Here is a 25745-nt window from a genome sequence, read left to right on the forward strand (position 1 = left end):
AGTAGAGCACCATGAATATACTGAGTAAGATCCTTCAAGCTCTTGGTTTCTCCTCAGGTAACATAGGAATAGACCTAGGAACTGCCAACACAGTTGTTTACTTAGAAGGTAAGGGTATAGTACTTCAAGAACCCTCCATAGTGGCCATAGATACGAAGACTGGGCAAGTTATAGCAGTTGGTAAGGAAGCAAAAAGTATGTTAGGAAAAGCACCAGAGACCATACAGATCATAAGGCCACTTAGGGACGGTGTAATTACAGACTTTGAAGCCACAAGGGTTATGCTTTCTAGCATAATAGAAAAGGTTCTTGGAAGAAGGCTTTTTAAACCAAGACCTTTAATAGTGGTGGGCGTTCCCTCTGGCGTTACACAGGTGGAAAAAAGAGCAGTAATAGATGCGGCAAAAGCTGCTGGTGGTAGGGAAGTATATCTTATACCCGAACCTATGGCCGCAGCTATAGGTGCCGGTCTTCCCATTGAAGAACCGGTAGGCAACATGATCGTGGACATAGGTGGTGGTACTACTGAGATAGCAGTCATATCCTTAGCTGGCATAGTAGTCTCTCATTCTATAAGGATAGCCGGTGATGAGATGACGGAAGCCATAATACAGTACATAAAAAGGAAACACCATGTGCTTATCGGAGAACAAACAGCAGAAAAAATAAAGATAGAGCTTGGCAATGCCATAAGGGATGATGAAGAGACAAGCATGGAGATAAAGGGTAGGGATGTGACTGGTCTGCCCAAGATCGTTAGGGTAACTTCCAGCGAAATAACGGATGCTTTAGAAGATACTATAAGCTCTATCATAAATGCCATAAGGTCAACTCTCGAAAGGACTCCTCCCGAACTTGCATCAGATATAGTGGAAAGAGGTATAACGTTAGCAGGTGGTGGATCATTACTTAAGAACTTGGATGTAAGGATAAACAGAGAAACAGGTATAGAAACTAGGTATTGTGAAGATCCTATAACAGCTGTAGCGAGAGGGGTAGGTAAGGTTCTAGACAACATGGAACTTATCAGAAAAGTATCCATGGAATGACACGGAAAGATTTCATTAAGTATGCAGTACTGTTGATATTTTCTCTCCTTCTTTACTTTGTAAACATACCTTTAGGAAGGGAACTCTTGAATCTTTTTCAAAGATTGACCCTTCCAGTGTATTACCTAAAGGCAAAAGTTTCTGATACTGTAAGTAACTATGTAAGAACTTACATACTGCTCGTTGATGCCAGAAGGGAGAACGAGCTTCTTAAAAGAGAGGTAGAGTCTTTAAAGCTCTACAAAGCACAGCTTGATAGTTGTAGAATAAGCCTCGAGAAGGTAGGAATTTCTACTGGCAATACGGGCAGCACAAGGTGTGGAGTAATAGGGTACGATCCAAAGGGTGAAGATAGTTTTATATACATAGACAAAGGTAGAAACGTTGGATTGGAAGATGGTTTTATAGTCTTTTACGGCGATAAGTTTGTGGGGTTGGTTCAGGATGTTTTCGGCGGACATGCAAAAGTCAGCACCACTTATTCAAACAAGCTTTTCATCTCCTGTATGCTTTTAAAACAGGACCCTAAAAACTACATATACAAGGGTGGGTTTCCATACGGTGAGCTTCTTTATGTAAACTGGGAGGATCCAGTGGAAGTAGGTGATACTGTAGTACTAAGAAGTCCGAAGGATAAAAGCATTCCGGCTTTTGTGATAGGTAAAGTGATTGCTGTAGAAAAGAAACAAGGTTTTTTCAAAAAAGTGCTAGTAAAACCCGATATAGATGTGAGAAGGTTAGAGTTTGTGTATGTTTTGGATAAAAAGCTATGAAGTTCTACTTTTTAGTCTTATTTATTATCCTTTTGCAGTCTATACTTTTAGTTGGGATATTTCCAAGCGTGCTGTATGTTCCAAATTTCCTTTTTATAATGCTTTTTGTAAAGGCTATCCAAAATGGAGATATACTTTCAAAGGCTTTTATTTCTAGTCTTCTACTAGATATCTTATATGATACTTTGGGTTGGGTAACAAGTTCTCATATGTTGTCTTTGTTTTTACTTAAACTCTTTAGGTCAAGGTTTGACATAGCTAGCAAACTATCTGTAGTTATACTTGGTTCTTTTTTTATACTGTTAGAGTTTTTAATCAGGTTTTTACTCTTTAGAATAAAGTATTACTATCCATTCCATACCGGATGGTTTATGTTTATGTACTTGCTGGACTTTGTTTATCTGGTATACATGTCTAGAAAAGTGTGACCAATACTAAAGCCCCTAAGGTTCTTATCTCATCCTTAAAGTCCTTTTACTATCTGATATTTCTAGCTGTTATTTCGTGTGTAAATTACTTTACACTGTAGTTTATATGATTTTGTCCTGGTAAAATATAGATCTGTGGATGGTGGCTTTTAGAGTGTACGTGGACGGTATAGTACAAGGGGTAGGGTTTAGAGCCTTTACAAAAAGGCTAGCAGAAAGCTACGGTCTTTCTGGATGGGTAAGGAACCTTCCAGACGGTAGGGTGGAGATCTTTGTACAAGGCGACAGGGATGTAGTATGGGAATTTCTCAAAGGAGTGTCTGAAGGCCCAAAACACGGGAGGGTAGACAGTCTTACCTTAATCAAGGAGGTACCTAAAGATGAAGATCTGGGTTTTAGCATTAGGTATTAGTCTGTTATCCATAGGTTACGCAAAGCAGACATGTACCTACTATGTGGTAAAAGAAGGAGATACACTAGAAAAAATAGCAAAGAATCAAGGAGTAAGCATTAAGGATGTAATGAAGGCTAACAAAGGTATAAACCCAGCTAGACTAAAACCAGGTACAAAGATATGTATACCATCCTCTGAAGCACATAAGAAGACAAAACTGAAAAAAGAGGGAAAAAAAGAAGAGGAAAGGTATGCTATCTACGTTGTTAGAAAGGGTGATACCATTGAAAGCATAGCTGAAAGCTTTGGAGTAAGCCCTAAAGAGCTCATCAGGGTAAACAAGCTCAAGTCAAGAAAGCTCGTAGTTGGCCAACAGATAAAGATACCACCAAGAACTGTTAAAGAATCATCTAAGAAAGAGTCATCCGCGGAGGTTACTGAAACTAAAGAAAAGTACACCTACTACATAGTGAAAAAGGGAGCAAGACTTGAGCATGTTGCAAAGGCTACTGGAGTACCTTTAGAGACTTTGGAAAAGCTAAACCCTGAGCTTAAAGGAAAGTGGCTAAAGAAGGGTCAAAAGGTGAAGATTCCAGTAACCCACGCAAATGTGGAATCTGAGGAAAAGATTAAATATAAGGTACATCGTGTCAGGAGAGGAGAAACTCTTCAGTCTATAGCTAGAAAATACGGTGTTTCTGCAGAAGAGCTTGCGAAACTAAACGGTTTAAGGAAACATACAAGGTTACATGCAGGTCAGAAAATAAAGGTACCTATCAAGGTTACGACAGAGCCGGAGAAACCTAAAGTACAACCTGAAAAACTTCCAGCTCCACCTGTGGTAAAGGAAGCACCAGCAGAAAAGCCTGTTAGTTCTTCTACAATAGGAAGTTTACCTATGCCCGTGAGCGGAAAAATTCAGAAGGTAGCTAACGGAGTGGACATACAGGCGGAGTGTGGCAAACCTGTTAAAGCTGTGGCTGACGGTAAAGTAATATACAGCGGCAATGACCTTCAGGCTTACGGAAACATGATAATAATCCAACACGACAACTTTATAAGTGTGTATGCCTACAACCAAGAGAACCTTGTAAAAAGGGGGGATAGCGTAGAGAAGGGTCAAGTCATAGCCAAAGTGGGAAAGAAGAATGGCTCAGACGAATGTTTACTACACTTTGAGCTTAGGAATAAAGATGGTGCACCTGTAGATCCTACAGAACACCTTAAACCGTAGCATCTTCTTGGTATTCCTCTATGATTATATGCGTCCCTTGTTGGCCTTTGATGAACTTTTTAATGGTAGTTATCTTGTATATTTGACTGTCATTTTCTATAACACCTGCCTTCTCCAATACATCCCATAGACTTTTGAGCATGTTGTCTATGTCTCTTTTGCGCCTGTTTGGAAGTATAAAGGTTACTTGCATGCTTACGGGTTTGTTTATCTTCTCGCCGGTGTACTGCTGCTTTATCTCCCATATAGCTCTCACTTCCCAGTTCTTTACGCGTGGTGGCTTGAACACCTTTCCTCCTTTCTTTCTTAAGTACCTGTTGCTCTTGGGAACAGGCAGGAAAGGTAGAGTCAGCTTTATCATCACTTAAGCATTAGCCTGACACACAATCCAAAGGATGACAGGAGGTTAACGAGGTTTATGACCATGGAAACCCCATGCCAAAAGAGAAAGCGTTCGTAGTCTACCTGTTTTAAGTGGTGTGAGTAGGGTACTATGAAGAAGAGTTCCACAGCGGATGTAAGGAATACGAGCATAGCCAGAAGTAGGGCAACCTTATCCTGTTTGAAAAGTAAAAGGGAGGACACAAGGCCTACAACAAGACCAACCAAGAAGTAAACTGGGAAGATCTTTTCTACTACAGAGCCGGCTTGGTCCTTTGTAAGCACTCTAAAAAGCGTAGGGGCTATGAAGAAGCTAAAAAAGGAACCAAGCCCTAGGTAGAAGGAGTTTATAAAGAGCAGAAAGTTCTTCATACTACTAAGGGTAAGTTATACTTTCTTAGTGTATCAAGGAGAAGCTTTTCATTCTCTGGCTTCATAGGACATAGAGGAAGCCTGAACTCCTTTTCACACATGCCCATAGCCCAGCATGCAGTCTTTACAGGTATAGGGTTCGTCTCTATGAAGAGGACCTTAAACAGGTCGTACAGATAGTAATGCATCTGCATAGCTTTTTTAAAGTCTCCGGCAAGGGCATAGTCTACCATAGCCTTTACTTCCCTTGGCATCACGTTGCTGGCTACTGAGACTACCCCTTTTGCACCCAAGGCCATCATGGGAAGTGTAAGGGAGTCATCACCGGAGAGTATGATAAACTCATCACCCAGCTTTTTCCTGAGCTCGGATATGCGGTCCATGTTGGGGGTGGACTCCTTGGAGCCTATTATGTTAGGGCAATCCTTTACTAGCCTGTAGACGGTATCCACAGATATCTCAACTCCGGTCCTTGAGGGTATGTTGTAGAGGATTATGGGTATGTCTACTTCATCTGCTACGGTTTTAAAGTGTTGGTACAAACCTTCCTGCGTGGGTTTGTTGTAGTAAGGAACTACCAGAAGGCACGCGTCTGCACCTGCCTTTTTAGCGTAATAGGTAAGCTCTAAAGCTTCGTGGGTAGCGTTGGCTCCAGTTCCTGCTATAACTTTTATTCTTCCTTTGGCGTAGGCTACAGCTTCCTGTATAACCCTTTCGTGTTCTTCAAAGGTGAGCGTAGGGGATTCTCCAGAGGTCCCACATACTAGGATGGCATCTGTGCCGTTGTTCACGTGAAAGTCTATAAGCTTTTTAAGGCTTTCGTAATCTACATCACCGTCCTTAAAGGGTGTGATGAGTGCAACTATAGAGCCGTAAAACATAACAAGATTATACCCTATATACATCCTCTATAGCCTTCTTTGTTTCTTGCACTATTTCCTCGTAGCTTTTACCATTTGGTTCTATCTTCCTGAGAAATCTAACCCTTATCTTATAAGGCTTAGGGAAGAAACTACCTATGGGCATAGCCTTAAAGGTACCTTCTATCACTACTGGCACTACTGGTACCGAAAGCTCTTTACTGAGTATGGCGAACCCCTTTTTGAAGGGCAGAAGTCTACCGTCTCTCGTTCTCGCACCCTCGGGGAATATGACAACTGTCTTACCAAGCTTTAAAAGCCAAGCGGTCTTCTGAAGAGACCCTTGAAGGTCCTTCTGTAGGTTAACGGTGATAACGTGCGCAAACCTTGCGAAGAGGGACCTTAAACTTCCTCGAAAGTACTCTTCTTCACCCAGAAAGTAAGTCCTTTTGGCCACATCTTCAGGTAGAGCGCTAAGTAGTACAAAACCGTCCAAATAGCTAGCGTGGTTGGGAGCTAGTATGAAACCGCCACTTGGTAAATTTTCTTCAAAACTCACTTCCAGCCTATTGTACAGCTTGAAAATTACCTTTAGGATCAATCTTCCTATGGATATAAACCTAGGATGGCTTTCCACATGAAAAGGTTTACTTTCCTGTAGTATCTTTCCCCAATCTACACTGCTTGTATCCTTTTTAACAGAGTGGTTCTCTATGTATCTTATAAGGTCTTCAAACCTCATGAGCGTGGAGAGTTCTTCTTCGGTTATCTGAAGTCCGAAAGTGCTGTGTATGAAAGCTAGTAGCTCTACCTTTCCTAAAGAATCAAGCCCTAGGTCTATCTCAAGATGGTCATCGGCGTAAGGTTTTTTCCCTGTTAAGGACTGTATGATACTTGAGAGGGCGTCTACATAAGGCCCCTTCAGTTCTCTTCTTTCTTTCTTCTCTTGGGTACTTTTGTAAATCTCCAGTAGCTTATACCTTTTTAGCTTTCCGAGCCTTGTCTTGGGAAGCTCCTCTTTTATTAACTTGTAGCCCACTACTCTCTTCCATTCGGGTAAACTTCTGTTGAAGGGATCTAAAACCTTCCACTTTATGTACTCTTCTATGTTTACTATACCCAGCTCTTTTAGTTTTTCCTCGTTTACTACTATAAGAGCGTGTAAACTACCGTCTATCTCAAGTATACCTACCTCCTTTATGAGACCCTTTGAGCTTTCTAAAAGACTACTTTCCATTTCCTCTGGGTCTACTTTCTTACCACCTGAGAGGACTATTATCTCTTTTATCCTTCCGGTTATGTATAAGTAGCCTTCTGTATCCATATAACCCAGATCACCCGTCATGAGATATCCTTCCTTAAAGACCTTATGTGTATCTTCTGGCTTGTTGTAGTAACCTACCATTACGTTTGGACCTTTTACCAAGATCTGACCATCTTCATCTATCTTTACGCTCACGCCTTTTATGGGTATGCCTACGGAACCGAGCTTTATCCTATTTGGTGGGTTGAAGGACACTATGGGTGATGTCTCTGTAAGCCCATAACCTTCTATGACTTTAAAGCCAAGCCTTGAGAAGAACTTTGCAGTTTTCAAGGGAAGCTTGGCGCCACCACTTACCATGAACCTCAGTCTACCACCAAAGGCCTTGTGAATGGGGGAGAAGAGTCTTTTCCTTGCAAAGGGTAGGGGGATAGAAAGGTAGTAAAGTGTTCTACCTAATAGGTTTGAGAAGAGCCGTTCCCTTAGTTTTGCTTCAAGCATTTGGTAAAGTCTCGGTACACCCACAAGGACAGTAGGTTTATAGTCTCTCATCGTATTGAGAAGCTCATCCGAACTTAGCTTCTCCAAAAACACCACGCTGGCGCCTATACTTAAGGGAACTAAGATCGTGGTCATAAGGGGATAAGAGTGATGGAAGGGAAGGATGGCTAGTGTTCTGTCTTTACTACCTACCAGGTTAAGCTCCTTTATGGCGTCTATGTTGGAAAGGAGGTTTTTAAAAGAAAGCATAACTCCTTTGGGATTTCCTGTAGTTCCAGAAGTGTAGAGTATCAAAGCTATCTCAGAAAGCTCTCTGTAGATTGCGTGTACGTTAGGTTTGGGTAGTACAAGCCTGTCAAAGTTTATAAGCTCTAAATCCTTTGCAACCCTTCTTATCTTTTCCTCCGTATGGTCTGAGCAGAAGACTACAGCAGGTTTTACCTCCTGGAGTATGTATAACAGATCTTGTTCTTCTATGAGGAAGTCTATGGGTACGGCAGTACCACCTCTGGACCATATGCTGTACAGGGCATAAATCCACTCTGGTCTATTTTCCGATACTATGGCCACAGGTTTTCCAAAGAGTGGCTCAAACAGACTTGCGTAGGAGTTTATGTTATCTACAAGTTCCCTGTAGGATATTTCCTCTCCTTTGTGAATGAGTGCCACGCTTTCGGAGGCTTTTGGTTGTGGAAGTACAAGCCTCCTTTCAGGGTCATACTGCATTTACTCCACCCAGTAGTTGGGTGCTTCCTTGGTTATCTGAACATCGTGCACGTGTGATTCTCTATAACCTGCCCAGGTTATCCTGATAAACTTAGCCTTCTGCTTTAGTTCTTGTATATTCCTTGCACCCACGTACCCCATACCAGACCTCAGACCACCCACAAGCTGGAAGACCACATCCGAAAGCTTACCCTTGTATGGCACTCTACCTTCTATACCCTCTGGGACGAACTTCTCAGCTCCTTCCTGTCCGTACCTGTCAGCTGACTGTCTGCTCATCATAGCACCTAAGGAACCCATACCCCTGTAAACCTTGTACGCCCTTCCTTGGTAGTAGATGGTCTCTCCTGGAGCTTCCTCTGTACCTGCCAAAAGGTTCCCAAGCATGACCGCATCAGCTCCGGCCGCCAAAGCTTTGACGATGTCACCCGAATACCTTATCCCACCGTCTGCTATAACAGGAACTCCGTATTCCTTGGCAACTTCGTAAGCCATCATTATGGCAGTGAGCTGTGGCACGCCTACACCGGCCACTATCCTTGTAGTACATATGGAACCAGGTCCCACACCCACTTTTATAGCATCTGCACCAGCCTCTATTAGAGCCTTAGCTCCTTCCTTTGTAGCTATGTTACCAGCTATAACGTCTACATCGTAGTTGGACTTTATCCACTCCACAGTCTCTAAAACCCTCTTAGAGTGTCCGTGTGCTGTGTCTACTACCAGAACGTCAACGCCCGCAGATACCAAAGCATCCACCCTGTCTTTTGTATCTGGACCTGTTCCTACAGCTGCCCCAACTCTGAGTCTTCCATATTCGTCCTTACAAGCCCTTGGATATTTCCTCTTCTTAATTATGTCCTTTATGGTGATGAGCCCTACAAGTCTACCTTCTTTATCCACTATGGGTAACTTCTCTATCTTGTGTCTTTGGAGTATCTCTGTTGCTTCTTCTAACGTTACCATCTCCCTTGCAACTACTAGGTTTCCCTTGGTCATAAACTCCGATACCTTTCTTTTGTAATCGGATGGTCTTATGAACCTTAGATCCCTGTTTGTCAGAATGCCTACGAGCTTCCCCCCATCTTCTACTACAGGTACTCCAGATATCTTGTAAGTCTCCATTAGTTTAAGGGCATCTTCAACGGTAGTATCTGGCTTTACGGTTACGGGTTTTAGTATCATGCCACTTTCGGACTTTTTGACTCTCTCTACCTCCTTTGCCTGATCCTCTATGCTCATGTTTCTGTGGATTATGCCTATACCACCCTCTCTTGCTAAGGCTATAGCAAGCCGAGATTCTGTAACCGTGTCCATAGCTGCAGAGACTATGGGTATGTTTAGCTTTATCCTTTTTGTAAGGTATGTGCTTACATCCACATCGGTGGGCAGGACCTCAGAGTACTGAGGTACCAAAAGAACGTCATCAAACGTAAGACCTTCCAGTATCTCCATGTATTAATTATATTTCCAACCGTGGCCTATATTTATAACCTATGCCCGTGGTAAACCTAAAGGAGGCTTTTAAAAGAGGTAAAAGGTTTACAGGTAGTTACAGACTTTCACCCAAGGAAGTGGGACTGCCTGCAGACCTTGGGGAGCTAAGAGAACCCGTGGAGGTGTACTTGGAGATATACAAAGAGGACAGGGGCTACAGGGTCTTTATGTCCATCACGGGTAAGGTAGTCCTTGAATGTAGCAGATGCTTGACAGTGTTTGAGAACGACATAGGCAGGGAGCATAACTTTAGGATAGAAAGCTACCCTACCAAAGATGTGATGTACCTGAGTCCCTCTGACTTGGAAGTATCCTTCTACGAGGATGAAGAAAACGTAGACATAGCACAGCTCGTCAGAGAGCAGATTATCTTAAGCATCCCTACAAAACCCCTATGCGACCCTGAGTGTAAAGGAATACATCTTGAAGAAGCTCATGCGGACAATCCCTTTGCAGTCCTCAAGAGGTTTCTACCTTAGGTAAACCCTCTCTATGTAGATAAGGAGTTCTTCTAAGAACATATCAGTTTCTTTTTCATCCTCGAAGCTTATGCTTATCCTTTCAATGCCTCCAGTGTATAGTATGACTGTGTTAGCTCTTTTCTCTGCAGTCCTTATATGGGCGTAGGGTACCACGTACACAGACCTATCGCTCCTGTATATCATGTACCTGCTTTCAAGCACTATACCCTTTTCTGCCAAGATCTCCCTTACACTTTTCAACCCTGCAGCCCCGGTGGAATCTTTATGGGTATGCTTTGTCTCTCTTCAAGGGTCCTGTCTGGAAACAGAGCGTATACACCAAAACAGTACTTACCTACTTCTATTACCCTTCCTACCTTTAGCCCAGCCTCTTCCAACATAAGACCCACTTCCCATTCAGAGTAGACTTCCTCTGGTGGAGGTCCCTTGTCCCTTTCCTCCTTCTTCCAATCTATGATTGCCAGATAGCCGAAGGGTTTTGCAACCCTCTCAAGTTCCTTCAAAAAGGTTATAGGGTCGGAAAGCTCATGGAACACAAAGGTCATGAGTACAAAGTCTACCGAATGCTCAGGCAAGGGTATGCTGTTTTCCTCGGACTTTAGAACCTCTACGTTTTGCAGGCCTAGGCTTTCTACCTTTTTTCTTGCGTAGTCCACAGCTTCTTGTTGAACATCTATAGCATAAACCTTACCCTTTGGTCCAACTATAGAGGATATGTACGGTAAGTAGAAGCCTGCACCTGTACCTACATCAAGCACATGCATACCCTCTCTAAGCCCAAACTCTCTAAAGACCTTCACAGGGTCAAACAGTTCAAGGCGTGCTGGATCGTCTAACTTGCTTAGCTTCTGCGGATCGAACTTATGAGCCATCTTGATACCCTCTTACGTAAATTTTAATGTAAGTCTAGAAGTCTGTATGGCAATCTAAAGGCTTACAAAGAGCTTATAATTTTCCCTATGGACTGCATCTTCTGCAAGATAGTAAGGGGTGAGATACCTTCTAAAAAGGTTTATGAAGATGAGCTTGTATATGCTTTCTACGATATAAACCCTGTGGCACCACAGCATATCCTCATAGTACCCAAGAAGCACATAGTAGGTGTACAACAACTGGAGCAAGAAGACGAATGCTTGGTGGGTCACATGTTCTACGTGGCGCGTAGGATAGCCGAGCAGCTGGGGTTAGCACCTGATGAGAATCTAAACAAAGGCTACAGGCTCGTGTTCAACGTGGGTAAGGATGCAGGTCAGAGTGTCTTTCATCTTCACTTACACCTAATAGGTGGAAGATCCATGGGTTGGCCACCTGGATGATAAGCTTCAGAGATTTTATGCTCCAAAAGGTACAAGAGTATTATGCAAGTCTGCCTTTTGTAGGAAAGGACTTCTACACAGCTCCGGAGTTAGATAAAGCCTTTGGTTATGCCATCGGTGATTTTCTCTCTCAATATCTTCAGTCTTATCCCGTGGTACTTGAGCTTGGTGCTGGTAACGGTACACTTGCGTACGATCTTCTTACCTTCTTTGAAGAGAAAGGCTTAAACGTGGAATACATTATCTACGAGACAAGTACTAGCCTTAAAAAGTTTCAGAGTAAAAGGCTTGAGAGGTTTTTTAATAAAGTCCACTGGGTGGATAGACTCCCTGATACTTTTGAAGGTGTTGTGATCTCAAACGAGTTTTTTGACTGTTTCCCAGTTCGGGTAATCAAAGGTTGGAAGGAGCTCTTTGTGAAAGATGGAGAAGCTTTCTGGAAGGAGATTCAGGATAAGAGGGTTTTTGAGTTCATAAGAAGGATGGGTTACGAAAACGTGGACACACTCCTCGAAGTCTGTCTTGACTGCATAGACTTTTTGAAAGAACTTTCCTCCAGACTCTCCAAAGGTTACATACTCACCATAGATTATGGCTACAGGCATCCTCTTGAGGTACCGCAGGGTACGGTGGTGGGTTACAAGGGCCATAGACTTGTGCAGGACGTACTAAAGGAAGAGGGAACCTTTGATGTGACGGCAAGCGTAAACTTTCAGGCCCTTGTGGAGTACGGTAGAGACTTTGGTCTTGAGACTGTCTTTCTAAAGAGGTTGAGGGAGTTTTTACTCTCTTCGGAAGGCTTTATGAAGGAGCTCCAAGAGCTACCTTTAAGGGAGGATCCGGAGAGCATCCAGAGGCTCTCACGGATCAAAAACATTCTAATAAGCATGGGAGAGAGGTTCTGGGTGCTCTTCCAACAGAAAGCTCATAGGAGTCTAAGCTCTAGCTCGTAGACCTCTCCCCTGTTCTGGATAGGTATGGTTCCCTTCTTTCCTGTGAGTACATAAACTTTTCCATCCTTTGTAGAGACTATAGCCTGTATGGACTCTTCAAAGGATCCACCCCTTATCTGCTTTAGCATGAGTACACCTTGGCGCTTCTCTCCGAGTAGGAAGAGTTCTCCTCTAGTGTACTTGAGTATGTCTAAGAATCTCTGTATAACACCGCCAGTGTTCTTTATTACAAGCGCAGCTTTGAAACCTACTATATCTACTGTAGTACCCTTTGGGCTAAAGATGTAGTTGGTTTTGCCTTGGTCCAGTATAGGTATCTCTACAGATGTGTAAGAACCTCCAAAGCCTTCATCCGTGGAGTAAACTTCCTGCTCACCATCAAAAACCCTTACCCTTTGGTTTGAGTCGGTAAACACCAAGTACTTACCAAAGTAAAAGGCTGAGTCAATCCTGAAACCCCTAGGTGCCGCAAAGGGTCCCGCCTCTACAAGTTTGTCTCCTTCAAGCTTTAGCCTTACAGTCTTTCCGAACTTGTTGCTAAAGTCAAAGGTCTGTCCTACAAAGGTCTCTGTTGGTCTGCTCTTGTCCAGCACTGCCATAAACATGGGAATATCTTTTTTTACGGACACTAGCATGTCGCCTACCATCTTCAGGATGAGGGAGCTGGCCTTATCACCCGATACCATGTTCACCAGTATGTAGTCTTTGTTCTCCTCTCCTATCCTACCTACTGACACAGATACGGGGATGCCTGCTGGCAAGCTGTAGGATGACCTAAGGAGTAGGTCATTCTTTAGTATTTCGTAAACTTCAAGCTTACTGCTGTAAAGAACCACCAAGTAATCCTTTCCATTACCGTACACGTCACCTACATCAGCTGACAACGGCAAAGAAGGGAGTACTCTTATAAGTTTGCTCCTTCCTAGGAAGCTAAGATCTTCAAGACTTGCCCTCTGGAGGCCTGTAGTTTGAAGTGAAGGTTTGGGGAAGAAAGCAACAGGCTTTTGGTTAAACTCTACACCAAACCCATCTGAGAACTCTTTCACCACGTAAGGACAGCCTTGTCCTCTTTTAACACCTTCTACTGCGGAGCTTACTTGGAAGTAGCCTTCGTCGGAGCCTGCGTAGCAAACATCAGGCACGTACACCTTTACTCGGTCTGATGGCTTTACATCCTTACCCTCAACCAGTCTACCGACGGAGTAGCTTTCTTCAACGGTCGTTATCTTTATCCTACCTATGGGATTCTGTTCCACACCTAAGACCTTTCCAGTTACAGGGTGGACGATCTTCTGTCCTTCTCTAAGCACCAAAAGCTCTTCTCCTGGGAATAACTTTCCTTTACCAAGGTCCACTACTACCTTGTCCTTGTCCACTTTGACTACGTAACCCTGTCTGTTAAAGAACTCTTTAAGACCTTCCAGGTCAAGGGCAAACACTAAGATAGGGAGAAGCAAAAGTGTAAATGTCAACCTTCGCATAGCTTTTCAACCTCCTTTGAAATAAGTTGAGCCATTTCGGTAGTTCCTACTACCGTTGTGCCTTCGGAGGATATGTCAGGAGTCCTGTAGCCCATTTGAAGGACTCTTTCTACAGCCTGTTCTATGACTGATGACTCCTTTTCTAGACCAAAGGAGTACTTTAACATCATAGCCACGGACAGGATTGTAGCTATTGGGTTTGCTATACCTTTACCGGCTATGTCCGGTGCTGAACCATGTACTGGTTCGTAGAGGGCATGCTTATCCCCAAGGCTGGCAGAAGGTAGCATACCAAGACTGCCTGATATTACGGCAGCTTCGTCTGAAAGGATATCACCGAACATATTACCCGTGACTATGACGTCAAAGGTGGAGGGTCTTTTGATTATCTGCATGGCACAGTTGTCCACGTAGAGATGTTCTACATCCACATCTGGGAAGTTCTGTTTTTCTTCTTCGACTATCTCCCTCCAGAGAGCGCTTACCTCTAAAACGTTAGACTTATCTACGCTCGTAAGCTTCTTCCTCCTAACTCTGGCTATTTCAAAGGCTTTTCTTACAACCCTCCTAATCTGGCTCTCCGTGTAATGCATGGTGTTTATGGCGTACCTCTCACCGTTCCTGAATATACCCCTGGGTTCTCCGTAGTAGAGGTCCCCGGTTAGCTCTCTGACTACTATAAAGTCTGTTCCTTGTGCTATCTCCTTCTTTAGTGGTGATGCATCTATGAGGGCTGTGTAGACTTTTGCAGGTCTTAGGTTTGCGTAAAGGTCAAGGGCCTTACGTATGCCCAAAAGACCCTTCTCTGGCCTTTTGTCAGTAGGAAGGTTGTCCCACTTAGGACCGCCTACGGCACCCAACAGCACAGCATCTGCCTTAAGGCACAGATCCAGGGTCTCTTGTGGGAGTGGAGTACACTTCTCGTCTATTGCTTTCCCGCCTATAAGGCCTTCTTCAAGCACGAAGTCATGTCCAAAGATCTCTCCCACACGCTTGAGCACGAGAAGGCTAGCCTCTACTATCTCAGGACCTATCCCGTCTCCCTTCAGTACAGCTATCTTATAAACACCCATAGATTTAGTATATTTGATAAAATGACACTATGAAGCTTCTTCATATCTCTGATCTTCATGCAGGTAAAACTTTAAACAAGATTTCAAGAATTGAGGACCTTGAATACGCCTTGGAACAGGTGAAGGATGTATGCCAGAAGGAAGGTGTAGAAGTTCTTCTCATAGCTGGAGATGTTTATGACAGGAGTATACCAGACGCACAATCTGAGGAAGTTATAATGAACTTTCTCACAGATATGGCCTTAAACAAGGTCCATGTAGTTCTCATAGCTGGTAACCACGACAGCTATGACAAGATAAAAACCCTAAAACATATGAAAAAACTCTCCTCCTACATACACCCCTTTGATAGGCCGTCTAGGAACCTAGATTCTTGTATATTCCACTATAAGGACCTTGCAGTGGCATGTTTACCCTACCCTTCTGAGAGGTTACTCACAAAACTCTCCGAAGATTCCCACAGGACGTATGCAGAAGTTGTTCAAGAATACATCAGGGCTTTAGCCAATGAGGTAGAAAAGTATCCCAATCGTGTGCTTTTGGCTCACCTGCACGTTGAGGGTGTTACTATCGGAAATTCGGAGAGGAAGGGTAGCCTGGCGGAGTTCTACGCCATAAGGCAAGAGAGCATTCCCAGCACCTTTGACTATGTAGCCCTTGGTCATATACACAAGCACCAAAGGCTTTTAAGGGCTCCCACGAAAGCCTATTACTCAGGCAACCTCTACCAGCTTGACTTTTCAGAAACGAACACGGACAAGTTTATAAACCTTGTGATCTTTGAAGGGAACCAGGTAAAAGTAGAGTCCATACAGATAAGCCTCAAGCGCAAGCTTGTGAAAGAAACAGTAGACATAAGCAATCCTATAGAGGAGTTTTTGGACAGAGTTGCCCACACTCAAGATCTCTATTGGGTAGAGCTAAAGTCCAAGGGTGTAGACCTTAGTCTTAACCTGAAGAAACAGAAGATCCAGGAAGTACTAGGAGATAGGCTAGTAAAGCTTACGTTTGTTACCGATTCAAAACCCACGGCACAGGAAAACGTAGTTTCAATAGATAGGATAGATTTAGTAGACCTATACAGTCTCTTCTACAGGACTTACAGGGGTGTGGATCCTAGCGGTGAGCTTATTGAGGAGTTTAAGAAACTCTTAAGGGAGGCAGAGGTTGAGACCTCTTAGGCTTACGTTGGAGGGATTCACCACTTACAAAAAGAAACAGACCATAGACTTTTCAAACTTGGAGTTCTTCCTAATACAGGGTAAAACAGGAGCCGGTAAGACGAGCCTTCTGGATGCTATGTGCTACGCTCTCTTTGGCAGGGTTCCAAGGTACAGCCAGCAGCTCCCCCACGAAGAAGTTCTGTCTAAAGGTTCTGACAAAGTGTACGTAGAGTTTAAGTTCAGCGTCAAGGGTAAGGAGTACGAAGTTGTAAGGTACTACTCTAGGATAACCGGCAGAGGAGAGGTCAGGTTTTACGAGCAGGGCAAACCCTTAAACTTGAAGGCCAAGCAGGTAGAGGAGAGAATATCACAAATACTCGGGATGGGTTACGACGTGTTCACTAAGGTGCTAGTCCTACCACAAGGCCAGTTTGACAGGTTTTTAAAACCTCAGAAGCAAACGGAAAGAAGGGATATCCTCAACAGGCTCATAGGCTACGAAGAGGTACTCAAGAAGCTAAGTGATAGGGTCAGCCAGGAATATCACAAGCTAGAACAAGAAATAGAGTACATGGAGAGGGAACTCGAGGAACTAAAGTCATACACTGTAGACCTGTACGAAGAAAAGAAGGGGCGTTTAGAGGAAACTGTAGAGGCCATACGCCAGATGGACATCCAGCTTAGGGACATTCAGGAAAAGCTAAGCCACTTGGAGGAGATAAAGAGGAAATTGGACGAGCTGAACGACCTAAGGAGTAAGTTTTCTCTGCTTGAATCCAGGAAGGATGAAGTGGAAAGCTTAAAGGAGAGGATAGAGAGAGTTGAAAAAGCTAAAGAGTATGAGTCTCCCATAAAACAGTTTAAGTGGCTCTCCTCAAAGCTGGAAGATCTAAACAGACAGGAGAAGGAACTTTCCATAAAGGTTGAAAAGCTTAGAAGCTTACTTGAAGAAGAGGTTAAAGCTTTCCAAAGGTACGAAGAAGAGTACGTAAAACTAAAGGAATATAGAAAGGTCTACGACGAGCTCCTTCAGAAGAAGGAAAAGTGGGAAAGGCACACAAAGATAAGGAATGAGCTAAGTACATTACAGTTAGAAATACACCAGCTAAAGCAGGAAATTTTAAAGCTTGAAGAGCAGATATCCCAGCATGCCAGCCAGCTGGATGCAAAGAAACAGAAGATAGAAGATCTAAACCAAAGCATTCAAGAGGAGGCAGAACTCCTAACAGAGTACAGATTGCTAACGAGCACAAAGACTAAGCTTGAAAATTTAAGAAAACAAAAGGAGGAGCTTGTAAGACAGATAGATAAGCTCCAGCAGGAGCTTTCTGGGAAGGAGAAAAGCTTAATAGAACGTATACTTGAAAGCCTGAGGGAAAGCTACAGAAGCACAGGTCGCTGTCTTGTTTGTGGCAGGGTAGAGGACGGGCATACTAACTTGGAAGATACACACGTAGTCCAAGTGGATACAAAGCTTGTGATGAAGGTAGACGAAGATAGAAATAAGCTAGAGAAGCTAAAGGCCTCTTTAGAGAGGCTACAGGAAGAAGAAAAAGGACTCTTAAAAGACCTTCCCATAGATGTAGATAAGCTAGAGGAACACTATCAGAAGATAGTGCAAAGGCTAAGCAAGATAAAGGAAGACAAACAGACATTAAAGACTCTTACTGAAGAGTACGAAATACTAAGCCACCTAAAGGCACAGCTGGAAAAGACTCTTGAGGCTAAGAGGACTGCCCTTCACGAAAAACTCTCTAGGATGCAAGCACTTCAGGAAGAGATAAAACAGCTTGAGGACACTTTAGGGAACCTAACGAAGACATCGCTCAACCAGATAGAGGAGGAAATAAATAATCTTAAGGAGCTTATAGACACCATCTCGAACAACTACCACGAACATCTGGAGAAAAAAAACAGGCTAGAGTCAGACTTAAAGGCAACAATAAGCAGGCTTGAGGAGATATTAAAAAGTAAGACCTCTTTAGAAGAACAAAAGCTGGAACTCTCTCCCATTATCTACAGAGCAAGGACCGAGTTTGGAAGTCTCGAAGCTGTTGAGGATTTCCTAAAGGAAAAGGAAAAACTTGAAGTATGGAAGAAACAGGTAGAAGATTACATTACCGAGTATAGAACACTTGAAGAAAAGATTAAAGAGCTTTCTGAATTGACTTACTCCTTTGACCATGAGCTTTACAATTCTATAAAAGAAGAGTACGAAAGACTAAGTCAGAAACATAAAGAACTTGTTGAGGAAAAGGGAAGGCTTGAAGAGCAGCTTAACAACATAAGTGAGAAGATAAAAAGGCGTTCTGAGCTGGAAGGTAAGTATGAGAAGATCAGAAGGAGGTACGAACTTTACAGACTTCTAAGAGAAGACATGAAGAGTAATAAGTTCCAGGACTTTGTCAGTAAGCACATGCTAAGAAGTGTGATAGACAGAGCCAACTATTACCTTGAGAAGTTTTCCCCTTATGAGTTTAGGATCAACAACAAAGAGGAGTTAGTAATCTACGATAAAACCGTAGGTGCAGAGAGATCTGTCTACAGCCTGAGCGGTGGCGAGACCTTTCTGGCAAGCATATCCCTAGCCTTTGGTCTTGCTGACGTTGTCTCTGACAATTCTCCTCTTGAAAGCATGTTCATAGACGAAGGTTTTGGCTCCTTGGACTCTGAAACCAGAGACAACCTCGATGATTTCTTTGAACTTATAAAACAGAACTCTAACAGGGTAGTAGGTATAATAAGCCACCTGGAGGACTTGGCTGAGAAGTTCAGCCAAAGGATAGTAGTAAAGAAGCACGGAGACTATTCAACCGTGGAGGTTTACTATTAAGGGTGGCGGAGCCGACGGGATTTGAACCCGCGCCCTCCGGCTTGACAGGCCGGCGTTCTGACCGGGCTGAACTACGGCTCCAACCCTATAACACTTATTATATATCAAAAATCACTTCTGCCACGTAGTTATTACCTTCCTTTTCTACTCTTAGCCTGTGGTAAGTGGCAGCCTTTATGACCAGCTTTCTTTCGTGTTTGTCTGGATCAAAGCTTCCACCCCTTAGCTCAACAGTAGCACCCTTTTCATCCAGGCTAAGCACTCTACAGCTCTTCGGAACAAAGAGCTTAGACTCAAAGATGGTAAGTAGCTTGTTGATGGCATCGGCCAGAAGGAAAGGCATCTCCGATTGAACCTCTAACTTTACCCTTTGATCTTCTTGGATATCATCGGGGTTTGTGATCTCATAAAAGGTAGCCAGTATGGCCTTGCACACGAGCTCTTCCAAGCTTTTAGCTCTTACCCTTATGCCCGCATCGGCTGTAATGTCGTCTATGACCTCGTAAAACATTACAGTCCCAGCACGTCAAACATGTTGTAAAAGCCTTTTTCTTTATCGTGTATCCACTTAGCTGCTTCTAAGGCACCTCTGGCAAAGGTCTCTCTGGATGTGGCTCTGTGAGTAAGCTCTAGTCTTTCACCAAACCCCAAGAAGTAAACCGTATGGTCCCCCACCACGTCTCCGCCTCTTATGGCAAACACTCCTACTTCATCCTCTTTTCTTGGGCTTATACCATCCCTGCACGATATCCTTCTAGTTTCATCAAGCTGTTGATTTACAACCTCGTATAGCTTTAAGGCTGTTCCACTTGGTGCATCCTTTTTAAAACGGTGGTGTATCTCCACAATCTCCACATCAAAGCCCTTACCCTTTAAAGACTGCGTGGCTATCTGGACAAGTCTAAAGAGTAGATTTACACCCAGGCTCATGTTTGGTGAGAGAAGTACTGCCGTCTTTTCTGAAAGCTCTTTAAGCTGATTCACCTCATCCTCAGTGAACCCAGTGGTACCTATCACTATAGGTTTTCCAGCCTCTGCGCAAAGCTTCGCATGTCCTAAAGCTGCTTCTGTGTTCCCAGAGAACTCTATAACCACATGACACATAGGGAGGACTTCTTCTAACCTTGATGTGAGAGGAACTCCTTCATAGTCCTTTATGTTTACAGCTTTACCCAAGTCTGGGGATACCACACAGTCTGGATGTTCCACACCTGCTACTATCTTCAAAGAAGCATCGTGGAGGGCAGTTTGGAGTATAGCTCTACCCATCCTGCCAAGGGCACCGCAGATAACTACCTTTATCATCCTTCCTCTTCTTCTCCTCCGAAGAGCATTTCCTCTAGGTCCTCTAGGGCTTCCTCTGCTTGATCAACGGGAACTATGGAAGGGTAAAGGGCTACTTCCACATCCTCTTTGAAGAGGAACTTGGAGAGAAGCTGTTGTAGCTTTTCCAACTCTTCAGGGGTTAAGTCACTTCTTATGCTCTCCTCTATGGGCTTGTTGGTGAAGAAGAAACCCACCAGGCTGAAAGGTACGGCATACATTCTGTCGTCCATTTTAACCTCCTTCTTTCAATTATAAGCCTTTAGACAAGGTTTAGCATCTCCCTCAGCTTCTTTATCTCATCCCTTATCTTAGCTGCCTTTTCAAACTCCCACTTCTTGGCGGCTTCCCACATCTCCTTTTCTAACTTGTTTATCCTCTCTATGATATCCTCCTCTGAGGATATGCCTTTAGGTATTGTAGTAGGGAGTTTCACATAGTCTAGTTCTTCTATGGCTAAGAGATCTTTTACGGGCTTTACTATGCTTCTGGGCTGTATACCGTGTTTCTTGTTGTACTCTTCCTGGATTTTCCTTCGTCTGTTTGTTTCTTCTATGGCCCTTTGCATGGATGGGGTTACCCTGTCCGCGTAAAGGATGGCCTTACCCATAACGTTCCTAGCTGCTCTACCTATGGTCTGTATTAGGGAAGTGTAGCTTCTTAGGAAGCCTTCTTTATCTGCCTCTAAGATGGCGACAAGACAGACCTCGGGAAGGTCAAGGCCTTCCCTGAGGAGGTTTACACCTACTATGACGTCTATGCTTCCTTGTCTTAGCTCCTTTACCACCTTTGCCCTCTCTATAGCATCCAGGTCTGAGTGCATGTACTTTGCTTTTATTCCCCTTTCAGATAGGTAGTCTGCTACATCTTCTGCGAGCCTCTTTGTGGTAGTAAGAACCAAGGCCTTGCAACCTTTTTTCTTCCTCTCCTGGATCTCTCTTAGTAGATCTTCAAGTTGACCCTTTGTGGGACGTACTTCCACTTCCGGGTCCAGTAGTCCGGTGGGACGCACTATCTGTTCCACTATTACACCTTTAGACCTTTCTATTTCCCAATCGGAGGGTGTTGCAGAGACGTATATAACTTGGTTTATCCTCTGTAAGAACTCCTCAAAGGTAAGGGGTCTGTTGTCAAGGGCGGAGGGAAGCCTCCAACCATACTCTACGAGTTTTTCCTTCCTGGATCTGTCTCCGTTGTACATAGCCCTGACCTGCGGGATGGTAACGTGAGATTCGTCCACTATAAGAAGGAAATCTTCTGGAAAGTAGTCAAGAAGGGTATATGGTGGTTCCCCCGGTTTCCTTCCATCAAAGTACCTTGAGTAGTTTTCAATACCCTTACAGTAACCGAGCTCTCTTATCATCTCTATGTCGTGCATGGTCCTTTGGTAAAGTCTTTGGGCTTCTACTTCTCTCCCCAGGCTTTTAAAGTACTTTACCCTTTCATAAAGGTCCCTTTCTATCTGTTCAAGGGCCTCTTCTACTATACTCCTTGGCGCTATGTAGTGGGAAGCTGGAAAGAAAGTATACTTCTGAAGGGAAGATATGGTATGCCTGTTGAGTGGGTCCAGAGTGGTTATGGCTTCTATCTCATCGTCCCAGAATTCTATCCTCACAAGGTAATCTTCGGCTTCTGAGGGCATAACCTCAATGGCGTTGCCTCTCACAGAGAAAGTAGCCCTCTTGTAAGAATAGTCATTCCTTGAGTAGCCTATCTCCACCAACTTCCTCGCTAAGGTGGTGGGGCTTATCCTGTCACCCACCTTTACACTTATCCTAAGGTTCCAGTAGTGATCTGGGTGACCAAGGCCATATATGCAAGATACAGAGGCTACCACTATTACATCCCTTCTTTCCAACACGGAGACTGTGGCAGAGTGCCTGTATCTTTCTAGAACCTCGTTTATGCTTGCATCCTTCTCTATATACAGGTCCTTTTCGGGTATGTAAGCTTCGGGTTGATAGTAATCGTAGTAGGAGATAAAGTACTCTACGGCGTTGTTTGGGAAAAGTTCCTTCAGCTCCCTGTAGAGCTGGGCTGCAAGGATCTTGTTATGACACAAAACCAGCGTAGGTTTTTCCCACTTAGCTATTACGTTTGCTATGGTAAAGGTCTTACCTGTACCTGTTGCACCCAAAAGTACCTGTTCCTTTACACCTCTTTCTAGGTTGTTCAGAAGTTCCCTTATAGCTTTAGTCTGGTCGCCGGCAGGTTTCAGGTGGGTTATAAGCTCAAAGGTTCCTTCCTTTACCCTCATCCTTTAAAAATCTATTACAACCATAAAGGATCTTCTTATGTGAAGGCTGATCTTAAGGCCGTTCCTTTTGGCCATGCTCTGAATGAGCCTAAGACCCAAACCCATACCACCACGCCTTGTTTCCATGAAATCATTTATTACTAAAAGTCTTACCCTTTCCCTAACTTTACACAGCCTTACGTAAACTTTGCTTTTCGAGTGTTTTAAAGCATTGTGAAGTACGTTGTAGAGTATGTCTTCAAGGTCCAGAGGGTCTACCCTTGTGTAGGCTTCTCTAAGCCTTACAATAAGCTTTTTATTCTCCGCTTCATCTTGCAAATCTTTAAGTATGTCGGATATAAGACTGTCCAACCTTATTACCACTGGTTTTGGAGCCTTTTCCTCCAACAGAGAGCTGAAAAACCTAAGATCCCTCTCAGCCCTTTTTATTGACTTCTCTACACGCAGCAGAGACTTATCCTCGGGAAGTTTTCTCTTGAGAAGACTCATGTTCACGGAGAGTATGCTCACTAAGTTTCCGAATCTGTGGTTTATGGATAGAAGAAGGTCCTTTAACTTTTGCTGTTCTAAAGCTATTCTTCTAAAAAGACTGTCCACGGCCCCCATGTAGAGGGTTAAGAAGCCTAAGATGATGAAAAATTCGAAGATCAGAAGCCTTAAAAAGATGTTATTTAGAACTTCTCTCCTTCTGCTTTCAGGGTAACCAACCTTTACTATCCTCTCGGGGTTTGAAAGGTTCTGAAACTCGTAGACTATGTAGTCCTTTACAGGCTCGTATATCACCACAAAGCCTTCGGCCTCTCTGACTCCGTAGTGGATGTGCTCCAATGCTAGGTTTCTGGCCTTTTCCTCCAAAAGTCTGTCGTTTAGACGGGCAAACTCATAGAAAAGGAATAGGTTGAGCAACGCTAGAGAAGTTATTAAAAACAAGGTGGTGTAAAGGTAAAGTCTAAACTTTTCACTCAACGTAGTAGCCTCTGCCCTTGACTGTCTTTATGAACCCTTCGGGCAGGATCTTTCTGAGGTTCTTTATGTGCGACCTTATCACCTCGTCACCTACCGCCATGCCACCCCACACGTAGTTTAGTATCTCCTCGTGGCTTACCACCCTTCCCCTGTTTTGAACCAGGAGCTTTAGAAGCATCATATCCTTCTTGCTTAAAGGGATCATCTTTCCGTCTACCTTTACAGTGTCAGCATCCAGGTCTATCTCCACGGAGCCTATCCTTGCGTATCCTTCAGACACCCTCCTTCTGTGTAGAGCCCTTATCCTCAGGAGAAGCTCTTTCATATCAAAGGGCTTTACCAAGTAGTCATCAGCACCTTCCCTAAAACAAACTTCTTTGTCCTCTATGCGTCCTTTCGCAGTCAGTATAAGTATGGGTGTGCTTTTATCCTTTTGTCTTATCTCTTTAAGAAGCTTTTCACCTGGTATATGGGGCATTATAAGATCAAGAACGATAACGTCGTAGGATGAAATCTCGAGTATGGGTAGAACACGCCTTGGGTCTGAAACCCAGTCCACCTCAATTCCTTCTGCCTTTAGGTAATCAGCCAGCGACTCCCCCAGTAGCTTATCGTCCTCCACCAGGAGTACTTTCATCTTTTTTCTTTATTAAGTATACTATCCTCTGGAGTGTGGTTAAGAAAGCTCCTATCAAGATTACCACGACAGCCACTTCTACGAAACTTGTAAGTATGCCAAGGAGTAGTACCATCCATCTTTCTGGTCTTTCAAACAGGCCCACATCCATCGTGTAACCTAGGCTTTCAGCCCTTGCCCTGGTGTAGCTCACCGAGTAGGAAAACACCATGGCGAGCATGCACGTCAGCGAGAAGAGTTTATCCTCAGAGGAAAGAGCTAGGGCTATGAAAGGCATAGCATCTGAAAACCTGTCTACCACCGAATCTAAAAAAGCTCCAAAGTCACTTTTATTTCCTAACTTTCTGGCGAGGGTTCCGTCAATGGCGTCGCAGACAGCACCTAAAAACAAGAAGAAAAAAGCGAGGAGCGTGTTCTTCTCGTACAAGAAGTATGATCCTACTCCTACAAGTACAAGACCCAAGAGGGTAATAGCGTTTGGGCTTACCTGCAGATTTTTAAGGAGATCCACCAAGGGAGATATGCTCTTTTCAAAGTACGGCTTTATATCTCTAGTTAGATAACTCATTATGCTCTTATTATAACGGCGAGGGAGGGATTCGAACCCCCGGTGGGCCGTCAAGACCCACAGCGGTTTTCGAGACCGCCCCGTTCGTCCACTCCGGCACCTCGCCTTCTTTAAGGTTTATTATAATTTTTAACTATGGCTATAAGAGTAGGAATAAACGGCTTTGGTAGGATAGGGAGGTCTTTTTTCAGAGCATGCTACGGCAACCCAGACATACAGATAGTGGCAATAAACGACCTTACAGATACGAAGACTCTGGCTCACCTTTTGAAGTACGATTCTGTGCACGGCATTTTTAAAGCATCCATAAGCGCCGACGAAAAGCACCTTATAGTGGATGGTCAAAAGATACGGGTCTTCTCAGAGAAGGATCCTTCCCAGATACCTTGGGGAGAGGCAGGTGTACAGATAGTGATAGAGTCCACGGGTGCTTTCACAGACAGATCTAAGGCTGAGCTCCACCTAAGGGAAACTGTGGAGAGAGTTATTATCTCAGCGCCCGCCAAAAACCCTGATATAACCATAGTACTAGGTGTAAACCATCAGAGCTTTGACCCTGAGAAGCATAGGATAATATCTAACGCAAGCTGTACCACCAACTGCCTCGCTCCCCTTGTGAAGGTGCTCCACGAGAACTATGGAATAAAAAAGGGTTACATGGTAACAGTACACGCGTATACCAACGATCAGAGGGTGCTTGATCTTCCACACAAGGATTTGAGGAGGGCAAGAGCTGCTGCTGTGAACATAATACCAACATCCACAGGTGCGGCAAAAGCTATAGGAGAAGTCATACCAGAGCTAAAAGGGAAGTTGGATGGAACGGCCAGGAGAGTACCTGTAGCAGATGGTTCGTTGGTAGACTTTACCGTAGTAGTAGAAAAGCCACCAGCTTCTGAACAAGAAGTAAATGAGCTCTTTAAAAAGTATGCAGAAGGTGAGCTAAAAGGTATACTAGAGTACTGCGAAGACCCAATAGTCTCCCAGGACATCGTAGGCAACCCGCACTCCTCCATATTTGATGCTGGTCTTACAAGGGTTATAGAGGACATGGTGCATGTGGGTGCATGGTACGACAACGAGTGGGGTTACTCTTGCAGACTTAGGGATTTAGTTTTATACGTATCGGGGGTGTGGCGGAACTGGCAGACGCAGGGGACTTAAAATCCCCTGGGGTAACCCCCCGTGAGGGTTCGAGTCCCTCCACCCCCACT

General features: G+C 43.9%; 26 protein-coding genes and 3 tRNA genes. 11 read left to right on the forward strand and 18 right to left on the reverse strand.

Annotation, left to right across the window (positions count from 1 at the left end; genetic code table 11):
• Positions 1–11: 11 nt before the first annotated feature.
• The 4 genes from mreB (at position 12) to B5444_RS01260 (ending at position 3878) form a co-directional block, all read left to right on the forward strand.
• Positions 12–1049, forward strand: coding sequence for a rod shape-determining protein (gene mreB, locus B5444_RS01240; protein WP_079653441.1), 1038 nt, complete (start codon positions 12–14; stop codon positions 1047–1049).
• 32 nt (positions 1050–1081) lie between these two features.
• Positions 1082–1822 carry a rod shape-determining protein MreC gene (gene mreC, locus B5444_RS01245; protein WP_172838409.1) on the forward strand — a complete coding sequence of 247 codons (741 nt, stop codon included), beginning with the start codon at positions 1082–1084 and terminating at the stop codon, positions 1820–1822.
• Between the two features lie 567 nt (positions 1823–2389).
• On the forward strand, positions 2390–2662 hold the full coding sequence (locus B5444_RS01255; protein ID WP_079653444.1) for an acylphosphatase: 273 nt from the start codon (positions 2390–2392) through the stop codon (positions 2660–2662).
• Positions 2631–3878 carry a LysM peptidoglycan-binding domain-containing protein gene (locus tag B5444_RS01260; RefSeq protein WP_079653445.1) on the forward strand — a complete coding sequence of 416 codons (1248 nt, stop codon included), beginning with the start codon at positions 2631–2633 and terminating at the stop codon, positions 3876–3878. The genes B5444_RS01255 and B5444_RS01260 overlap by 32 nt, the downstream gene beginning before the upstream one ends.
• Here B5444_RS01260 and B5444_RS01265 read toward each other — a convergent pair.
• The 5 genes from B5444_RS01265 to guaB are packed head-to-tail and all read right to left on the reverse strand — an operon-like array spanning position 3868 to position 9437.
• Positions 3868–4239 carry a RusA family crossover junction endodeoxyribonuclease gene (locus B5444_RS01265; RefSeq protein WP_079653446.1) on the reverse strand — a complete coding sequence of 124 codons (372 nt, stop codon included), beginning with the start codon at positions 4237–4239 and terminating at the stop codon, positions 3868–3870. The genes B5444_RS01260 and B5444_RS01265 overlap by 11 nt on opposite strands.
• Positions 4239–4631 (reverse strand): DUF4149 domain-containing protein, encoded by a 393-nt coding sequence (locus B5444_RS01270; RefSeq protein ID WP_079653447.1) that lies wholly within the window; start codon positions 4629–4631, stop codon positions 4239–4241. Before B5444_RS01270 ends, B5444_RS01265 begins: the two co-directional genes overlap by 1 nt.
• Positions 4628–5512, reverse strand: coding sequence for a 4-hydroxy-tetrahydrodipicolinate synthase (gene dapA / locus B5444_RS01275; RefSeq protein ID WP_079654624.1), 885 nt, complete (start codon positions 5510–5512; stop codon positions 4628–4630). Before dapA ends, B5444_RS01270 begins: the two co-directional genes overlap by 4 nt.
• Positions 5513–5519: 7 nt before the next feature.
• On the reverse strand, positions 5520–7982 hold the full coding sequence (locus B5444_RS01280; protein ID WP_079653448.1) for an AMP-binding protein: 2463 nt from the start codon (positions 7980–7982) through the stop codon (positions 5520–5522).
• Positions 7983–9437 (reverse strand): IMP dehydrogenase, encoded by a 1455-nt coding sequence (gene guaB / locus B5444_RS01285; RefSeq protein ID WP_079653449.1) that lies wholly within the window; start codon positions 9435–9437, stop codon positions 7983–7985.
• 41 nt (positions 9438–9478) lie between these two features.
• Here guaB and B5444_RS01290 point away from each other — a divergent pair, with 41 nt between their 5' ends.
• Positions 9479–9958 carry a YceD family protein gene (locus B5444_RS01290; RefSeq protein ID WP_079653450.1) on the forward strand — a complete coding sequence of 160 codons (480 nt, stop codon included), beginning with the start codon at positions 9479–9481 and terminating at the stop codon, positions 9956–9958.
• Here the strand turns inward: B5444_RS01290 and B5444_RS01295 are convergent.
• Both B5444_RS01295 and B5444_RS01300 read right to left on the reverse strand, forming a co-directional pair.
• The gene (locus B5444_RS01295; RefSeq protein WP_079653451.1) at positions 9950–10201 is read right to left on the reverse strand and encodes a hypothetical protein; all 252 of its coding nucleotides are present in this window, start codon (positions 10199–10201) and stop codon (positions 9950–9952) included. The two genes, B5444_RS01290 and B5444_RS01295, sit on opposite strands and share 9 nt — an antisense overlap.
• Positions 10198–10833: a class I SAM-dependent methyltransferase gene (locus tag B5444_RS01300; protein ID WP_079653452.1), complete on the reverse strand. Its 636-nt coding sequence runs from the start codon at positions 10831–10833 to the stop codon at positions 10198–10200. Before B5444_RS01300 ends, B5444_RS01295 begins: the two co-directional genes overlap by 4 nt.
• Positions 10834–10920: 87 nt before the next feature.
• On the opposite strand from B5444_RS01300, the gene B5444_RS01305 reads away from it, so the two are divergent.
• Entirely contained in the window at positions 10921–11277 is a 357-nt protein-coding gene (locus B5444_RS01305; RefSeq protein WP_079653453.1) for a histidine triad nucleotide-binding protein, read from the forward strand.
• Positions 11262–12230 carry an SAM-dependent methyltransferase gene (locus B5444_RS01310; protein ID WP_231967128.1) on the forward strand — a complete coding sequence of 323 codons (969 nt, stop codon included), beginning with the start codon at positions 11262–11264 and terminating at the stop codon, positions 12228–12230. Before B5444_RS01305 ends, B5444_RS01310 begins: the two co-directional genes overlap by 16 nt.
• Here the strand turns inward: B5444_RS01310 and B5444_RS01315 are convergent.
• Together B5444_RS01315 and leuB are read right to left on the reverse strand one after the other, a co-directional pair.
• Entirely contained in the window at positions 12203–13711 is a 1509-nt protein-coding gene (locus B5444_RS01315; RefSeq protein WP_079653455.1) for a hypothetical protein, read from the reverse strand. The two genes, B5444_RS01310 and B5444_RS01315, sit on opposite strands and share 28 nt — an antisense overlap.
• The gene (leuB, locus tag B5444_RS01320) at positions 13699–14784 is read right to left on the reverse strand and encodes a 3-isopropylmalate dehydrogenase (protein WP_079653456.1); all 1086 of its coding nucleotides are present in this window, start codon (positions 14782–14784) and stop codon (positions 13699–13701) included. The genes B5444_RS01315 and leuB overlap by 13 nt, the downstream gene beginning before the upstream one ends.
• Before the next feature lie 29 nt (positions 14785–14813).
• On the opposite strand from leuB, the gene B5444_RS01325 reads away from it, so the two are divergent.
• Positions 14814–15965, forward strand: coding sequence for a metallophosphoesterase family protein (locus B5444_RS01325; RefSeq protein ID WP_079653457.1), 1152 nt, complete (start codon positions 14814–14816; stop codon positions 15963–15965).
• Positions 15952–18780, forward strand: coding sequence for an AAA family ATPase (locus B5444_RS01330; RefSeq protein WP_079653458.1), 2829 nt, complete (start codon positions 15952–15954; stop codon positions 18778–18780). Before B5444_RS01325 ends, B5444_RS01330 begins: the two co-directional genes overlap by 14 nt.
• A 3-nt stretch (positions 18781–18783) precedes the next feature.
• On the opposite strand, the gene B5444_RS01335 is transcribed toward B5444_RS01330, so the two are convergent.
• The 9 genes from B5444_RS01335 to B5444_RS01375 form a co-directional block, all read right to left on the reverse strand.
• Positions 18784–18861: transfer RNA gene (locus B5444_RS01335), tRNA-Asp, on the reverse strand.
• 16 nt (positions 18862–18877) lie between these two features.
• Positions 18878–19291, reverse strand: coding sequence for an archease (locus B5444_RS01340; protein ID WP_079653459.1), 414 nt, complete (start codon positions 19289–19291; stop codon positions 18878–18880).
• On the reverse strand, positions 19291–20085 hold the full coding sequence (gene dapB / locus B5444_RS01345; protein ID WP_079653460.1) for a 4-hydroxy-tetrahydrodipicolinate reductase: 795 nt from the start codon (positions 20083–20085) through the stop codon (positions 19291–19293). The genes B5444_RS01340 and dapB overlap by 1 nt, the downstream gene beginning before the upstream one ends.
• On the reverse strand, positions 20082–20336 hold the full coding sequence (locus B5444_RS01350) for a hypothetical protein (RefSeq protein ID WP_079653461.1): 255 nt from the start codon (positions 20334–20336) through the stop codon (positions 20082–20084). The genes dapB and B5444_RS01350 overlap by 4 nt, the downstream gene beginning before the upstream one ends.
• A 29-nt stretch (positions 20337–20365) precedes the next feature.
• Entirely contained in the window at positions 20366–22360 is a 1995-nt protein-coding gene (uvrB, locus tag B5444_RS01355; RefSeq protein ID WP_079653462.1) for an excinuclease ABC subunit UvrB, read from the reverse strand.
• Positions 22361–22363: 3 nt separating this feature from the next.
• Entirely contained in the window at positions 22364–23266 is a 903-nt protein-coding gene (locus B5444_RS01360; RefSeq protein ID WP_172838410.1) for a sensor histidine kinase, read from the reverse strand.
• 52 nt (positions 23267–23318) lie between these two features.
• On the reverse strand, positions 23319–23963 hold the full coding sequence (locus B5444_RS01365; protein WP_079653464.1) for a response regulator transcription factor: 645 nt from the start codon (positions 23961–23963) through the stop codon (positions 23319–23321).
• Complete coding sequence (locus B5444_RS01370) at positions 23935–24531, reverse strand: CDP-alcohol phosphatidyltransferase family protein (RefSeq protein WP_079653465.1); 597 nt, start codon at positions 24529–24531, stop codon at positions 23935–23937. Before B5444_RS01370 ends, B5444_RS01365 begins: the two co-directional genes overlap by 29 nt.
• A 16-nt stretch (positions 24532–24547) precedes the next feature.
• Positions 24548–24637 (reverse strand) — tRNA-Ser (locus B5444_RS01375).
• Between the two features lie 29 nt (positions 24638–24666).
• On the opposite strand from B5444_RS01375, the gene gap reads away from it, so the two are divergent.
• On the forward strand, positions 24667–25695 hold the full coding sequence (gene gap, locus B5444_RS01380) for a type I glyceraldehyde-3-phosphate dehydrogenase (RefSeq protein WP_079653466.1): 1029 nt from the start codon (positions 24667–24669) through the stop codon (positions 25693–25695).
• Positions 25659–25743 (forward strand) — tRNA-Leu (locus B5444_RS01385). The genes gap and B5444_RS01385 overlap by 37 nt, the downstream gene beginning before the upstream one ends.
• Positions 25744–25745: the final 2 nt, after the last annotated feature.

The organism is Thermocrinis minervae (assembly GCF_900142435.1).
GTDB classification, from domain to species: Bacteria; Aquificota; Aquificia; order Aquificales; family Aquificaceae; genus Thermocrinis_A; species Thermocrinis_A minervae.